The 14,650-nt window shown below is 69.7% G+C and carries 15 protein-coding genes and 1 riboswitch; of the genes, 6 read left to right on the top strand and 9 right to left on the bottom strand.

The window, feature by feature from the left end:
• Positions 1 to 32: 32 nt before the first annotated feature.
• The gene (locus F8566_RS08330) at positions 33 to 248 is read left to right on the top strand and encodes a hypothetical protein (RefSeq protein ID WP_151559346.1); all 216 of its coding nucleotides are present in this window, start codon (positions 33 to 35) and stop codon (positions 246 to 248) included.
• Here F8566_RS08330 and F8566_RS52195 read toward each other — a convergent pair.
• Positions 219 to 2,552 carry an SCO7613 C-terminal domain-containing membrane protein gene (locus F8566_RS52195; protein ID WP_151559345.1) on the bottom strand — a complete coding sequence of 778 codons (2,334 nt, stop codon included), beginning with the start codon at positions 2,550 to 2,552 and terminating at the stop codon, positions 219 to 221. The two genes, F8566_RS08330 and F8566_RS52195, sit on opposite strands and share 30 nt — an antisense overlap.
• Before the next feature lie 157 nt (positions 2,553 to 2,709).
• On the opposite strand from F8566_RS52195, the gene F8566_RS08320 reads away from it, so the two are divergent.
• Both F8566_RS08320 and F8566_RS08315 read left to right on the top strand, forming a co-directional pair.
• Positions 2,710 to 3,237 (top strand): VOC family protein, encoded by a 528-nt coding sequence (locus tag F8566_RS08320; RefSeq protein ID WP_151559344.1) that lies wholly within the window; start codon positions 2,710 to 2,712, stop codon positions 3,235 to 3,237.
• Positions 3,230 to 4,033, top strand: a complete 804-nt coding sequence (locus tag F8566_RS08315; protein WP_151559343.1) for a MerR family transcriptional regulator — start codon at positions 3,230 to 3,232, stop codon at positions 4,031 to 4,033. Before F8566_RS08320 ends, F8566_RS08315 begins: the two co-directional genes overlap by 8 nt.
• 41 nt (positions 4,034 to 4,074) lie before the next feature.
• On the opposite strand, the gene F8566_RS08310 is transcribed toward F8566_RS08315, so the two are convergent.
• Positions 4,075 to 4,449, bottom strand: a complete 375-nt coding sequence (locus F8566_RS08310) for a DUF4267 domain-containing protein (RefSeq protein WP_151559342.1) — start codon at positions 4,447 to 4,449, stop codon at positions 4,075 to 4,077.
• Between the two features lie 87 nt (positions 4,450 to 4,536).
• Here F8566_RS08310 and F8566_RS08305 point away from each other — a divergent pair, with 87 nt between their 5' ends.
• Positions 4,537 to 5,103 carry a TetR/AcrR family transcriptional regulator gene (locus F8566_RS08305; protein WP_151559341.1) on the top strand — a complete coding sequence of 189 codons (567 nt, stop codon included), beginning with the start codon at positions 4,537 to 4,539 and terminating at the stop codon, positions 5,101 to 5,103.
• 71 nt (positions 5,104 to 5,174) lie between these two features.
• On the opposite strand, the gene F8566_RS08300 is transcribed toward F8566_RS08305, so the two are convergent.
• The 7 genes from F8566_RS08300 to F8566_RS08270 form a co-directional block, all read right to left on the bottom strand.
• The gene (locus F8566_RS08300) at positions 5,175 to 5,942 is read right to left on the bottom strand and encodes a group II truncated hemoglobin (protein ID WP_151559340.1); all 768 of its coding nucleotides are present in this window, start codon (positions 5,940 to 5,942) and stop codon (positions 5,175 to 5,177) included.
• Positions 5,943 to 6,015: 73 nt separating this feature from the next.
• Entirely contained in the window at positions 6,016 to 7,116 is a 1,101-nt protein-coding gene (locus F8566_RS08295; RefSeq protein WP_225992960.1) for a YeiH family protein, read from the bottom strand.
• Positions 7,113 to 7,670: a cysteine dioxygenase family protein gene (locus F8566_RS08290; RefSeq protein WP_225992959.1), complete on the bottom strand. Its 558-nt coding sequence runs from the start codon at positions 7,668 to 7,670 to the stop codon at positions 7,113 to 7,115. Before F8566_RS08290 ends, F8566_RS08295 begins: the two co-directional genes overlap by 4 nt.
• Before the next feature lie 93 nt (positions 7,671 to 7,763).
• Positions 7,764 to 8,669, bottom strand: coding sequence for a LysR family transcriptional regulator (locus F8566_RS08285; protein WP_151559338.1), 906 nt, complete (start codon positions 8,667 to 8,669; stop codon positions 7,764 to 7,766).
• A 79-nt stretch (positions 8,670 to 8,748) separates the two neighbouring features.
• Complete coding sequence (locus F8566_RS08280; RefSeq protein ID WP_151559337.1) at positions 8,749 to 9,351, bottom strand: copper resistance CopC family protein; 603 nt, start codon at positions 9,349 to 9,351, stop codon at positions 8,749 to 8,751.
• The gene (locus tag F8566_RS08275) at positions 9,348 to 10,070 is read right to left on the bottom strand and encodes a YcnI family copper-binding membrane protein (protein WP_151559336.1); all 723 of its coding nucleotides are present in this window, start codon (positions 10,068 to 10,070) and stop codon (positions 9,348 to 9,350) included. The genes F8566_RS08280 and F8566_RS08275 overlap by 4 nt, the downstream gene beginning before the upstream one ends.
• A 74-nt stretch (positions 10,071 to 10,144) precedes the next feature.
• Complete coding sequence (locus F8566_RS08270; RefSeq protein WP_151559335.1) at positions 10,145 to 10,744, bottom strand: MFS transporter; 600 nt, start codon at positions 10,742 to 10,744, stop codon at positions 10,145 to 10,147.
• 183 nt (positions 10,745 to 10,927) lie between these two features.
• Positions 10,928 to 11,143, top strand: a riboswitch (cobalamin riboswitch).
• A gap of 190 nt (positions 11,144 to 11,333) precedes the next feature.
• Here F8566_RS08270 and F8566_RS08265 point away from each other — a divergent pair.
• Both F8566_RS08265 and F8566_RS08260 read left to right on the top strand, forming a co-directional pair.
• Positions 11,334 to 13,613 carry a ribonucleoside-diphosphate reductase subunit alpha gene (locus F8566_RS08265; RefSeq protein WP_151559334.1) on the top strand — a complete coding sequence of 760 codons (2,280 nt, stop codon included), beginning with the start codon at positions 11,334 to 11,336 and terminating at the stop codon, positions 13,611 to 13,613.
• Positions 13,610 to 14,632, top strand: coding sequence for a ribonucleotide-diphosphate reductase subunit beta (locus F8566_RS08260; RefSeq protein ID WP_225992958.1), 1,023 nt, complete (start codon positions 13,610 to 13,612; stop codon positions 14,630 to 14,632). The genes F8566_RS08265 and F8566_RS08260 overlap by 4 nt, the downstream gene beginning before the upstream one ends.
• The last annotated feature ends 18 nt before the right edge of the window (positions 14,633 to 14,650 follow it).

Genomic DNA, 14,650 nt, shown 5'->3' with positions numbered 1-14,650 from the left:
CGTTGTGGGCAACCTCGGTCCGACCTGGGCACATGACGGCGGCGCCCGAACGGCTCCAGGGCACCGCGGGGGTGACGCAGAGCCTGGCCCGGCAGCTCGGATTCGCGTTCGGCCCCGCGCTGGCGACGGCCGCAGGGATCCTCGGGTTGGTCATCCTCTGGCGCACCGCAGTCCGTCCCGTCCCGGCCCCCGAGCCGGGACGGAAGTTCGCGGCCTCGTCAGCCGAGCCTGGTGACCGCGTCCCGTAGGCGCCTCAGGTCACGCAAGCGATGTTCGTACGTCGCGCCCACGACCAGGACGGCCAAGCCGATCACCGCGACGGGGAACCAGCCCGGCAGCCGCACGAGCGCCTCCACGGCGTACGGGGCGAGCTGCAGGCCTGCGTCGAGCACCAGCACGGTGCCTCCCAGGGCCAGCGGGGCCTGCAACCGGGTCCGCGCACCCACCAGGGTGATCGCGAGCGCCGCGACGGCGAGGATGAGCGCGCGCGGCTCGCCGGATTCAGCCGCCCACGCCGCCATGAGACTCGGGACCAGGGTCGCCGCCAGCGCCGGACCGTAGGCGGCCCAGGAGGATGGGGGCTCCACTGACCTCCGGCGCAGGAACCCGAGGACCATGAGAGCCACGGAGATGGGCAGGGTGTAGGCCTCGGGAGCCGAGATGTCGCTCGCGCCAAGCCGGACCCACCATGCCGCCACCATCAGCACCGAGCAGACCCAGCCCGCCGCCGGGCGGCGATCCGCCCGCAGAGCCACGGCGAACGCCAGCACGCCGCCGACCGACAGCGCCAGGCTGAGATAAGCCGGATGGCCCGCAGCCATGACGATGCCGGCCGCCCCGACGACACAGGTGGCGACCTCCGTCGGCACATCCCGCAGCCAGGCCGACGCAGCCAGGCCGAGCGCGGCTGCCGCGAGCACACCGAACGCCGCTAGGTGAACGGGCAGGTCGGCGGTCAGCCCGAGCGTCGCCGCGAACCCGCCCAAGGCGAGCGTGGTGGTGACCGCGGCCCCCGAACGCAGCACCGGGACCACAGCGCACACGATCCCGCCCACGGTCACCGCGCCCAGCACGCCGAGGGTCGTCTCCTCGGTCGCGAGCGCCTCCGCTGTGGCCCACGCGCTTGTGGCAACCGCTGTGAGCCCGGCGGAGACCTGCACCTCGCGATCAAGTGCCGCCCAACCCGCCAGCGCCAGCGCAAGCACGACCATCAATGCCGGAAGCACCGGATACGCAAGGTCCGGGATCATCAACACCGCCAGCGCCCCCACAGGAGGAGCGACCGCACGGAAAGCCACACACAAAGCGACGGCAAGGAGCGCCAGGACGACAGGAGCAGAGGGCAGGATCAGCTCAGACTCACCCGGCGCCCACACCGCCGTTCCCGACCAGACATCGTCGAGATGCCGGAGCGGGCTCAGCAGCGTAAGGGTCGTGCCAGGTATGACGATCAGCGTCGAAAGACCCAACGTCAGCAAGCCGCCGACGCCTGCCATCTTTCGTAGCCGCTTCGGCAGGAGCAGCGCCCCTGCCACGACCGCGAGCGCGAACGCGGCCGCCGCGGCCGGCTCCCACCGGTCTGAGAGCGGAAGTGCCACCGTCGCTCCAACCGAAAGCGTCAGTCCGGTCGCAATCGCGAACCTGCGTTCAACGACCGCCGCCCAACCCAGCGCGACCGCCGCAGCGAACACGAGCAAGGCCGCAGACTGCCGGGAGGAGGATGTATAGGCCATCAGCAAGGCCGTGAGCCCGCTGATCGACAGCGTCAGGATCCCGAGCGCTCCGGCGACGCCCCGTTCACGCGTCGTGGTGACCACGCCCCAGACGCCGAGGTCCAGCAGCGAGAGCAGGAGCAGCGTAAAGACCATCCCGCTCACCGGGACATCGAGCGCGAACGCCCCGAGCGGCAGCGGCAGCTGACCGATCACAACCGCCAACGGACGCGGCATCCGCAGCGGCGCCGCCCACGCATAAACGCTCCAGCCAACGGTCACGGCCGCCGCCGCCCACGCCGCGTACCACCGACCGTCCACGTCTTGGAGACCGAAGAGACCACCCGCGTACGCGGCGTAGCACTCCAGCCCGACCAGCAGCAGCCCGACCACCGCGAGCGTCTCGGCAGTCGCGGACAGGCCCCGGCGGGCGAGCGGCCAGACCACGCCGAGCGTCACGCCCGTGACCGACACCAGGATCAGCGCTCGTGCCCCCAGGCTGAGCGATCCCCAGCTGATGACGGTGAACGCGACGGCTGCGATGCCGAGCAATAGCCCGCCGAGCATGAGCAGCACATTGCGCACCCCGAGCCGCGAGACGTCCCCGTGAGCCGGCTGGAAACCGGGTGGCGGCACCGGCACGGCAGGCCAGGCCACCGGCGCCGGGCCGTAGAGCCTCGCGATCAGCTCGCGCCGCCGCCGGGTCAGCCGGGCGAGCTGGTCGTCGACCCACCACAGTTCCTGCGCGTCCGGACCGGTGAGGACCAGCTCGCAGACCGGGCAGGCGACCAGGCCAGGCCGGGTCATCGGGTTTCGGCAGCCGGGGCAGGTGATGCGCATGGCCGAACACTCCCAGCCCGCCCGGCGCGGCCTCATCCGCTCAAATACTCAGATCCCCGAGCGGCGTACTCATCGCCATCGGTGGCCAGAGGCGATCACAGGGAGATCCACGGACTCGGCTTGACTCTCACGTTGCGTGAGGCTGGAGGGTGAGTGCATGAGCGACCACTACAACGCGTTCGAGATGAGTCCCGTGCCCGAGCCCGGCCCGGATGCGGTTCCGCCGGAGCCGTTCCGTGGCATCTACGGAATGCCCGCGTTCGTGACGATACCCACGAGTGACATGGCGGCCTCGGTCGACTTCTGGACTCGTGGGCTCGGGTTCTTCGAGCTGTTCAGCATCCCCGGCAGGCTTGTGCATCTGCGCCGATGGGCGTTCCAGGATGTACTCCTGGTCGAGGCGGCGAGCGTTCCGGAGCAGGCACCGGCGATGAGCTTCAGCTTCGCGTGCGTGCTCAGCCAGGTCGATTCCGTTGCCGAGGCCTGTCGTGCGCTGCGCCCGGACTCGGTCGACGGGCCACGGGACACTCCCTGGAACACCCGCGATGTGTCGGTGATCACCCCAGAGAACGCACGCATCGTTGTCACGGCGGCGAAGCCCTTTGATCCGGCCAGCCAGGAGGCGCGGAACCTTGAAGCCGTCGGAATCGCCCCACCGGGCGGCGACAATGAGGGTCATGCCTGATGCCACTGGCGCCGATGGCCTGACCGTCGGACAGGTCTCGACGCGTCTGGGCGTGACAGTCCGCGCGCTGCACCACTGGGATGAGATCGGTCTGGCGCGACCGTCGCTGCGCACGGCTGCTGGATACCGGCTCTACACCGCTGGTGATCTGGAACGCCTCCACCGCATCGTCATCTACCGTGAGATCGGTGTCGGCCTGGACCAGATCCGGGCCATCTTGGACGACTCGACCGCGGACGTGTCCGGCGCATTGCGCGCGCAGCGCACCCAGGTCGCTGAACGGATCGACCGCCTCCAGCGGCTCAGCGCCGGACTGGATCGGATGATCGACGCCCACGAGCGCGGCCTGCTGCTGACCGTCGAGCAGCAGGCCGCGATCTTCGGCCCCCAGTGGGACCCGGAGTGGCCCGCCCAAGCTCATCAGCGCTACGGAGACACGACGCAATGGCTGCAGTACGCCGAACGCTCAGCCACTCGCGGTCCGGAGGAATGGCAAGCCATCGCCGGTGCTGTTGCCGATCTCGACCGCGCCCTCGCCGATGCGATGGACGCCGGCGTCGCACCTGGTAGCCCGGAAGCGAACCAGCTCGTCGAGCGGCACCGCGAAGTCTCTGCTTCGTACTATCCCCTCACCAGGCAGATGCAGGTCCGTCTCGGCCGCATGTTCGAGGCCGATCCGGCATTTGCCGCCCACTACGACGGCATCCGCGCTGGCCTGGCCACCTGGTTGCGTCAAATCATCGACGCCAGCGCCCGCGCCCACAACATCGACCCCGACACCGCGACCTGGCAGTAGAGCGCGGCTCCCCACGCCTGCACCCGTGAGTGGCCGCCCGATCAGACCGCGAAGAGGAGGGCGGCGCTGATGAGGATGACCACGGCGGTGGCGAAGTGGATGCCGTACGCCGTCGCCTTGCTGCCGCCGTTGCGCAGCACGTGGACGGTGTCGAAGAGCGGGTTGAGCGCCACGACCAGCATGAACCACGCGCCCGCTTCCGCACCGGCGAAGGCCAGCAGGGCGAGGCCCATGATGCCGTAGCTGCCGTCACGGATTCCCTTGATGGCCAGGTAGGGGCCCGCCTCGCCGTCCTTCTTGGCCGGAATGCCGTAGCCGGTGGCCGCGGCCTCGGGCGTGCGGAGGAAGTTCAGCCCGATGAAGACCACGAAGAGGTTGAGGACGACGGCCAAGCCGTAGGCGATGACGGTGAGCATGAGGATCTCCAACTTCTAGCACTGCTAGGAACGGTATCGACGTTAGCATAGCCATGACAGTTCAGCTAGCAGTGCTAGAATGCAGGCATGTCGATTCAGTCGCGCCGGGAGCGCGAACGAGCGGAGCGGGAACGCCTGATCGTGACGGCCGCGCGCGACCTCGCCGAGACCGAGGGCTGGGACGCGGTGACCACCCGCCGGCTCGCCGCGGAGATCGAGTACAGCCAGCCGGTCCTCTACAGCCACTTCAAGGGCAAGGACGCCATCCTGGCAGCGGTCGCGGTGGAGGGGTGCGCCGAGCTCGCCGCCGACCTCCGCGCCGCCCGCACGGCCGCGTCCGGCCTGGCCCTCGCCGACGTCGCGGCGGCTTACGCCGCGTTCGCCGAACGCCGTCCCGCTCTCTACGACGCGATGTTCACCCTCGCCGTCGACCTGCCGTTCGCCACCCCGGAGGCGCCCGCTCCGCTGAAGGACGCGTTCGGCGAGCTTCGAGAGACGGTCCGCCCGATTGCCGGGGACGATGATGTGGAGGTCCTGACCGAGCTCTTCTGGAGCGGCCTGCACGGCCTGCTCACACTCATGCGCAACGGCCGCATGCGTCGCGAAGACCACGAGCGGCGCCTCGCCCTCTTCCTCAAACGCTTCTCAGGCTGAGCACACGAAGCTGAGCACACGCGAAAGGGGCGGCGCCGGTGTGTTCCGGACGCCGCCCCTCTCGTTGCCGGTCAGGGGTTGGGGATGTAGGGCGGGGCCACGCCCCAACCCCAGTGGGGGACGGGGGCATGCATGGGCGGCTGGGCGTCCGTCTGGGAGTTGCCCAGGGCGATGCGGGTGCCCCATTCGATGTAGCCGGCGAACGCGGCGCGGAACTCGGGGTCGCCGGGCAGGCCGACCTCGTCCGCGGCTTCCATGAGGAGGTTGACCCAGCGGCGGCGCTGGGGCTCCTTGATGGCCTTGCCGAGATGCTGGGTGACCATGTGGTGGTAGCCGCCGCGTTCGTCGGTGTAGCGGGTGGGGCCGCCGAAGACCTCGGCGAGCCACATCGCGACGTACTTGGGGTGACCAGGGTCCATGTGGGCGAAGAGCGGCCCGACGAGCTCGTCCTCGCGGACCTTGGCGTAGAAGGCCTCGGTGAGACGCTGGAAGGCTTCTTCGCCGCCCGCCCAGTCGTAGAGCGTGGGAATCGAGGAACCGGTGCTCCGCACGGGGGTCTGCTCGTAGTGGCGCATCTCCTCGATCTGCTCCACGTACGGGCGGATCTCGGCGAAGAAGGCCGTGAAGTGCTCGCCGCCGCGGAAGACCTCCAGGTGGTCCTTCGCGGAGGTCCAGGTGATGCGCAGGATGTACGACTCGGGCTCGTCCACGCACCGGGAGAGCTCGTAGTCGACACATTGCGGCGCCGCTGCCAGTGGGACGGCGGCGCGTGCGTAGGCGGCCTCGAAGTCGGCCGACCGGGCTTCGGGCACCCGGTAGCGGATGTATTCAACGATCATGAAACGGCCCCCTGCGGCTCGTGATGGGCCGAGTGTAATCTTGTAATCTTCGCCGGTCCAGAGGAATGATCATTCAAGCCGTGACGATCACGCCCAGGTAGGACAGCCCGGCGATGACGATCCAGGACGCCAGGCCGAGGAGGGCCATCCTGCCGCCGGTCCTGGTCATCGACGGCAGATGGATGGAGCTGCCGAGACCGAAGAGCGCCGCCGCGAGGAGCAGGTGCTGGACGCTCGCCGCCTGGGCGAGTGCCGCCTCAGGGATGTGGCCGCCGGTACGCAGCAGGATCATCATGAGAAAGCCCGCCACGAAGAGCGGGATGAGCGGCGGGCGCACGGACGCGTTCTCGTCGGATGCGCTTTCGACGGACGCATGTTCAGCCGTTCTGCGCCGGGCACTGATCGCGATCAGGGCGACCAGCGGCGCGAGGAGCGCCACCCGCATCAGCTTGACCAGGACGGCCTCCGTCAGGGAAGCCGGACCTGCCGTCTGGGCGGCGGCCACGACCTGCCCGACATCGTGGACGCTCGCGCCCACCCAGCGGCCGAAAGCGGCGTCGGTCAGGCCGAGCGGGTGGTGAAGCAACGGCAGCACCGCGATGGCCAGGGTGCCGCAGAGCGTCACCACGGCAACGGCGTTGGCGACATCCTTCTGATCACTCCTGGTCGTCTGGCTCACCGCACCGATCGCGGAGGCGCCGCAGATCGAATATCCGGTGGCCACCAGCAGCGGCTGGTCTCCCGGCAGGCCGAGGCGGCGCCCCAGCCAGAGCGTGCCGGTGAACGTCACAGCCACGACGACGAGCACCATCAGAGCGGTGACCCAGCCGAGACCGACCACGTCGGCCAGGCTCAGTTGCAGGCCCAGCAGCACGATCGCCACCCGCATGAGGCGCTTGGCGGCGACGCCGAGCCCCGGCCGCGCGACGCCCTGTGTGATCGTGCGCAGGGCAGGCAGATGGGCCGCGATCATGCCGAGCACCATGGCCGCGGTGAGAGTCGGGACCATGGGCAGCAGGTCGTGGACGAGCCGCGCACCAGCCACGCCGCCAGCGGCCAGGCACAACCCCGGAGCGTTGCTCCGCAGGGCGGGAGGCCAGCGCAGCCGGGACGTGGCGGAACGCGTGACAGGTCGTGGAGGCCGTGCCCGTAGGGCGGGATGGGCCTGACTCACGACTCCTCGGCCGGTTCCGCGTAGGTCCGGCGGATGCTGGTGCCGAGCTTGGCGATGTCCGCGCCGTAGAGGTGGATCGAGATCGCCTTCGTGGTGCCCCCGTTCCACACCCTGTGGATATCGCCCGGCGGGGCGAACGCGGCGACCGCGCCGGACGGGTTGACGACCTCCTCGATGGCGACCAGGCGGGAGCGCCGGCCGTCGGATTCGAGCAGGTAGCGCCGCTCGGTCTCCTCGCCCTCGTACACGCCGGTCACGCACCAGGACACGTGGTCGTGGATCGGTGTCCGCTGGCCGGGCAGCCAGACCAGCGCGACGACCGAGAAGCTGCCGTCAGGCTCGGCGTGCAGGACGTGCTGCCGGTACCGCTCGGGGTCGCCCGTGCGCTGCTCGGGCGTCAGCAGGCCGGGCCGCTCCAGGAATCGCCGCAGCGCCTGGCCTGCCAGATGTGCAGTCGGCTCCGGCGCCAGACCACGCTGGACGATCTCGCGGACGGCGTCGATCACGTCGGTGAGGACGGGTGTGATCGGTGTGGTGGCGGTGATTGCGGCCATGACCCCAGGTTCGGGGCGCCGGTCCATAACGTCTAACGACGATCTGTTAGATCCTTCAAAGCAGTGCTTATGGATCGTGCCTGGATCGGCTCGTCAGCACCCCACGCGGGTGGCCGCCGCGGCCTTGAGCTCCTCTGTCACCAGTTCGACGGCGGGGATTCGCAGATGGTCGCGCAGGACATATGCCGAGACCTTTCGGGTCGGCTGCCGGGCCACGACCCGTCCCGTCACCTTGGAGTGGCAGAGGAAGGACAGGACGAGCGCGGGCATGAGGGCGATGCCGACCCCGGCTGCGACGAGGCTCTGAACAGCGAGGTTGTCGTCGGTGCTGAAGACGATGTCCGGGACGAACCCCTCCTCCGCGCACAGATGCAGGAGGTTGGCCCGGCAGCGCGGACAGCCCGCGATCCACCGTTCGTTCGACAGGTCCTCCAGGCGTACGGCGTGGTGGCGGACCAGCGGATGCCCGGTCGGCAGCAGGACGGTGAGCAGGTCCTCCATGAGCGGGACCTCGACCAGCTCTTCGGGCATCTCGGCCTGAGGTCCCGGATAGGTGAACGCAAGGGCGATGTCGCTCTCGCCACGGACCAGCCGATGCACCGACTCGGGTGGCTCGGCCTCCTGCAACTCGACCCGTACGCCCGGATGAGTGGCGAGCAGGCGGGCCATCGCGTCCGGAACGAGCGTGGCGTTCGCGCTGGGGAACGCGCAGATCCGGACCAAGCCGGATTCCAGCCTCGCCAGCGCCCGCAACTGCTGCTGCGCCGCCGTCAGGTCGCCGACGATGACCTCGGCGTGCCTCGCCAGGACCGTGCCCGCCTCGGTCAGTTGGAGCCCGCGGCCGGCCCGGACGAACAGCGGCATCCCCACCGCCCGTTCCAGCGCCTTCATCTGCTGGGTGATCGCGGGTTGGGTGTACCCGAGCGCGCGTGCGGCGCCCGAGTACGACCCCTCCCGGACCACTTCCTGGAACGTACGGATATGCCGTGATTCGAGCATTCCTGAATCATAAGGAGTGCTTTGACATGCCTCCAGAGAAGATCACTTGGTGTATCGAAGTGATCTCCGTCCGTTCCACTCAGCCGGTGCGGCGCCGTTTGAGCAGGCTCCCGGCCCCGGCGGCGGCCGCGACGGCCAGGGCTATCAGGCCGATCCACAACCAGCCGGACGAGCCGCCGGAGTCCTCCGCCGCGGCCGGCGCGGTGGTCATTTTCACCGTGAGCGTCGGGACCGGCGCGGCGTCCTTGCTCCGAATGATCCCGGCCGGCGAGGACGAGCCCTTCACGGTGAACGTGAAGCTGCCGCTGACCGGATGGCCGTCGGCCGAGACGACCCGCCAGCCCACGGTGTAGTCGCCGTTGGGCAGCGTGCCGGCGACCGGCTGCGTGACCTTGTTGTCGACCGCCTTGGGCGTTCCCGAGGTGTGCTGCTCGCCCTTGTCGTCGGTGAGGATGACCCGGGGGATCGTGACCGGCTGGTTGTAGGTCAGCGTGATCTGGGTGGGCGACTCGACCGTGGACTTCGCCTTGGGGTCGGAGTCCCGCAGCGCGGTGTGGGCGGAGGCGGGCGCGGCGGTCAGGGCCAGCACGGCGCTGACGGCACCGGTCGCCGCGGCGGTGCGGATCAGGGCGGTGCGGATCAGGGCGGTGCGGATCAGGGCGGTGCGGATCAGGAACGTCATGACCGGCTCCGCGCACGCGAGATGCCGTACCCGCCGATCGCGATGCCGATGAGCCCGGTGGCCAGGCCCAGGCCGCCGAGCAGCCGCGCCGTGCCGTCGTCGGCGTTCTCGGACGTGGTGCCCGCCGCGACCGTCTTGACCGTCGGCGCGCCGGAGGCCCCGGCGCCCGTGGCCGTGGCGCCCTTGGGCGTCAGCTTGAGGATCGGGGCCGGGTGCTCCGGTTCCTCCTGGCCGTCCTTGGGCACCTGGTCCCACTTCACGACCTCGCCGCCGGAGTAGGTCTGCTCGGCCTTGAAGATCAGCCGATCGGTGTCGGTGGGCATCCGGCCCATCGAGACGTCGAACTCCTGGAACTGGCCGGGCTCGATCTTGCCGCCGGACCAGGTGATACGGGAGACGGCCTCGGTGAGCTCGCCGCCGTGGGCCTTGATCGGGGTCTTGAGCTTGGACTTCTCGACCTTGATCTTCCAGCCGGGAACCGGCCGGACCGACACCGACGCGAGCGGGTGGTCCATGGGCAGATCGACCTGGACCTTGGTGGTGCCCGCGTTGTCCCGCTCGTTGGGTACGCGGAAGGCGACCTTGACGTAACCGTCCTGCTCGGCCTCGCGGGGGTTGACCGTGACATGGGCGGACGCGGCGGTGGCAAGCCCGAGGACCGAGACGAGAGCGAGGCCGGTGACGGCGGCGCCCCTGCGGGCGTGCAGCGATATGGACATGCGGAAAGGCTCCGTTCGAGGGAGTACGAGGAGAGGCCGGAGCGCCGGGGGCGGCGTCCGGTGACGTACGGCGCTCAGCTGTGCGCGAGCGCCCTCGAACGGTGCGGAGGTCCGCGGCGGACCACCTCGTGCCGCAGCACGCGTCCGGTGGGGCCGATGGCGACCCGTGCCCGCCGCACAGGGGTACGCACGGGCGGCGCCACGGGTTCGGCGGCGGCCAGGAGAACAGCGAGCAGATCACGGACGGGCCGTCCGACCTGCGCCGCGAGCCGCCGGGTCAGCGCCCAGACGGTCCGTTCACCACGCCGCAGCCACCACGCCGAGATCACGGCGGCGACCACATGCGCCAGCGTCATGCCCAGCCCGGAGCCGTGTTCCGGTGCGGGCGCGGCCATGCCCGGCTGGACGTGGTGCTCGACCGGCGCCGACGCGTTCGCGAACAGGCTGTGCAGCACGAACTGCCCGCCCAGCAGGCCACCGGTGATGGTCGCCAGCGAACGTTCGTGCCCGGCGAGGGCACCCGCCACCACCAGCACCCCGGTGAAGCCCACGATGACCGCCCAGGCCGGAACCGCGGCCGGAGACATCAGGGAGTGCCCGATCGTGGCCAGCGTCACGCAGACGGTGGTGAAGACCACCGCCCTGCCGAGGCGGAAGAACGGACGTGGCGACATTGCGGGCCCATCGTGCCATCTCTCCCCGATGATCTCCATGCCCCCTCCGGACTTCCTGAGGCGGCGGCCTGTGACACGCCCAACATGTTGGGTGTCGGCGATGGTGATGACCAACATGTAGGGTCTTGCCCGTGCTGGTTCGCCCCCGCCGTCGGGGGTGGACTGCGGCGAGATCACGCCGAGTCCCCGTGATCTCGCGGCAGGCCACCCTGCCGGCGGGGGCGTCGTAAGAGGGAACCCGGTGAGAATCCGGGACTGCCCCGCAGCGGTGAGCGGGAACGACCGCCGTCATCAAGCACTGGCCCGTCGAGACGAGCCGGGAAGCGACGGCCATTAGGCCGCACCTCATCTGGTGCGTTGCCCGCGAGTCCGAAGACCTGCCTGCATCGGATGGAGACAGGCGACCAGAGCGACGCGTCAGCGGCGTGAGGATCGCCTGTCGCCCCTTCGGGGGTCTGGGGATCGTCCCCCAGTCCTGCAGAGTCCACAGAGGCCTCGTGGGAGGGTCGCTGGGCAGGTTTGCGGCGGTGAGCCGTGCTCTTGTTCGCGTGCGCCCTCGACGGGGCGAGCTCGCGAGGGAAGAGAGCACGTGACACAGGAACTGATCGCTCCACCGCGTCCTGGCATCGACGCCGAGGTGGTCCGCGCGTGTGCGGGCCTGCCCGACACCGATCCGCAGCGCGTTCTGATCGCCATCCGGGCCGGTGACGATCTCGGTGCGGCGGGGTTGCGGGAGCTGGCGATCGGCGAGGCAGCCGCGCTGGTGGCCGTCGAGCCCGCGTACTCCAAGGTGGCGGCGCGGCTGTTGAGCGCGCTGATCGCCGACGAGGCCGCCGACGAGGGCGTGCGGTCGTTCGCGGGCTCCGTGGCCGCCTCCCACTCCGAGGGCCTGCTGAACGGCGCGACCGCCGGGTTCGTCGCCGCGCACGCCGAGGCACTGAACGCCCTGATCGACGAGTCCGCCGACGATCGTTTCGAATACTTCGGGTTGCGCACGCTGTACGACCGGTATCTGCTGCGGCACCCGCGTTCGCGGCGCGTTCTGGAGCGGCCGCAACATTTCTTGCTGCGCGTGGCCTGCGGGCTGTCCGACACCGTCGACGAGGCCGCCGAGCTCTATGGGCTGCTCAGCACGTTGTCGTACCTGCCGAGCTCGCCGACGCTCTTCAACTCGGGTGCGCGCCGTTCCCAGCTGTCGTCCTGCTTCCTCCTCGACTCGCCGCGCGACGAGCTGGAGTCGATCTACGAGCGGTACGCGCAGGTGGCGCGGCTCAGCAAGTACGCGGGCGGCATCGGCATCTCGTGGACGAAGGTGCGGTCGCGCGGCTCGCTGATCCGCGGCACCAACGGCCACTCGAACGGGATCGTGCCGTGGCTGCGCACGCTCGACTCCTCGGTCGCCGCGGTGAACCAGGGAGGGCGGCGCAAGGGCGCGGCCTGCGTCTATCTGGAGCCGTGGCACGCCGACATCGAGGAGTTCCTGGAGCTGCGCGACAACACCGGCGAGGAGGCGCGCCGTACCCACAACCTCAACCTCGCCAACTGGATCCCCGACGAGTTCATGCGCCGGGTCGAGGCGGACGCGGACTGGTCGCTGTTCGACCCCAAGGAGGTGCCCGAGCTCGCCGACCTGTGGGGCGCGGAGTTCGACGGCGCCTACCGGGCGGCCGAGGCCGCGGGACGGTTCGTACGGCAGGTCCCGGCACGGCGTCTGTACGGCCGGATGATGCGGACGCTCGCCGAGACGGGGAACGGCTGGATGACGTTCAAGGACGCCGCCAACCGCGCCTGCAACCAGACCGCCGAGCCCGGCAACGTGGTCCACCTGTCCAACCTCTGCACCGAGATCATCGAGGTGACCAGCGACGGCGAGACCGCCGTGTGCAACCTCGGCTCGATCAACCTGGCCGAGCACGCCGGGTCCGATGGCATGGACTGGGAGCGGCTCCGCGCGACCGTGCGCACCGCCGTGCGCTTCCTCGACCGGACGATCGACCGCGGCTTCTACCCGACGGACGAGGCGGCGTCCGCCAACCGCACGTGGCGCCCGGTCGGCCTCGGCGTGATGGGCCTCGCCGACGTCTTCTTCAAGCTGCGGCTGCCGTTCGACTCGGCCGAGGCGCGCGAGCTGTCCACGGCGATCGCCGAAGAGATCGCGCTCGCCGCGTACGGCGCGTCCGCCGACCTGGCCGCCGAACTCGGGCCGCTGCCCGCGTACGACCGGACGCGCACGGCCCGTGGCCGGCTGCATGTGGACCACTTCCCAGGTGCGACGCCGCGCCGGACGGCCGAGTGGGAGGCGCTGCGTGCCCGGATCGACGAGACCGGGCTTCGCAACTCGCTGCTGATCGCGATCGCGCCGACCGCCACGATCGCGTCCATCGCGGGCTGCTACGAATGCGTCGAACCGCAGGTCTCCAATCTCTTCAAGCGCGAGACCCTGTCCGGCGAGTTCCTGCAGATCAACAACTACCTGGTCGCGGATCTCAAGGCACTGGGCCTGTGGACGCCCGCGGTGCGCGACGCGATCAAGCAGGCGAACGGCTCCGTCCAGGGCATCACCGACCTGCCCGAGGAGATGCGGAGGCTCTACCGCACCGCGTGGGAGCTGCCACAGAAGGCGCTGATCGACCTGGCTGCGGCCCGTACCCCCTACATCGACCAGAGCCAGTCGCTGAACCTCTTCATGGAGACGCCGACCATCGGGAAGCTCTCCTCGATGTACGCCTACGCGTGGCGTGCGGGCCTGAAGACCACCTACTACCTGCGTTCACGTCCGGCCACCCGGATCGCGCAGACCACCATCTCCGCGACGGAGGCGGTCGTGTGCTCCCTCGAAAACCCCGAAGCCTGCGAGGCCTGCCAGTGAGCGAGCGAACCGGAGGGCACAGCATGCTGCTCGATCCCGGTATGGACCTGACCCTGCGGCCCATGCGTTACCCCGACTTCTACGAGCGCTATCGCGCCGCGATCCGCAACACCTGGACGGTGGAAGAAGTCGACCTCGCCACCGACCTCGCCGACCTGGCCCGCCTGACACCGGCCGAACTGCATCTCGTCAACCGGCTGGTCGCCTTCTTCGCGACCGGCGACTCGATCGTGGCCAACAACCTCGTGCTCAACCTCTACAAGCACGTGAACGCGCCCGAGGCGCGGCTCTACCTGTCGCGGCAGCTCTTTGAGGAGGCCGTGCACGTCCAGTTCTATCTGACGTTGCTCGACACCTACCTGCCTGATCACGACGAGCGCGTGAAGGCGTTCGCCGCCATCGAGCACATCCCCTCGATCAGGGCCAAGGCGGAGTTCTGCTTCCGCTGGATCGACTCGATCGACAAGCTGGACGAGTTGCGCACGGCCGACGAACGGCGTGCGTTCCTGCTCAACCTGATCTGTTTCGCGGCGTGCATCGAGGGGCTGTTCTTCTACGGCGCGTTCGCCTACGTCTACTGGCTCCGGTCGCGCGGCCTCCTCAACGGGCTGGCCTCCGGCACCAACTGGGTGTTCCGCGACGAGTCGATGCACATGGAGTTCGCGTTCTCGGTCGTCGACACCGTGCGCTCGGAGGAGCCCGGCCTCTTCGACGCGCGGCTGAACGAGGAGGTCACGCGGATGCTGGAGGAGGCCGTCGAGGCGGAGATGGCGTTCGCGTACGACCTGTGCGGCGACGGACTGCCCGGCATGAGCGCGACCGACATGCGCGCCTACCTGGAGTACGTCGCGGACCAGCGGCTGGCTCGGCTCGGCATGCCGGCGCGGTACGGCACGGCCAACCCTTTCGCCTTCATGGAACTGCAGGACGTGCAGGAGCTGTCGAACTTCTTCGAACGCCGGGTTTCGGCCTACCAGATCGGCGTGGAGGGAACTGTGGCGTTCGACGAGACATTCTGAGGGTAGGGGCGAACGAAG

This window comes from Actinomadura rudentiformis (assembly GCF_008923185.1).
Lineage (GTDB): Bacteria > Actinomycetota > Actinomycetes > Streptosporangiales > Streptosporangiaceae > Spirillospora > Spirillospora rudentiformis.
This window is presented reverse-complemented; position numbering and strand designations above follow the sequence as displayed.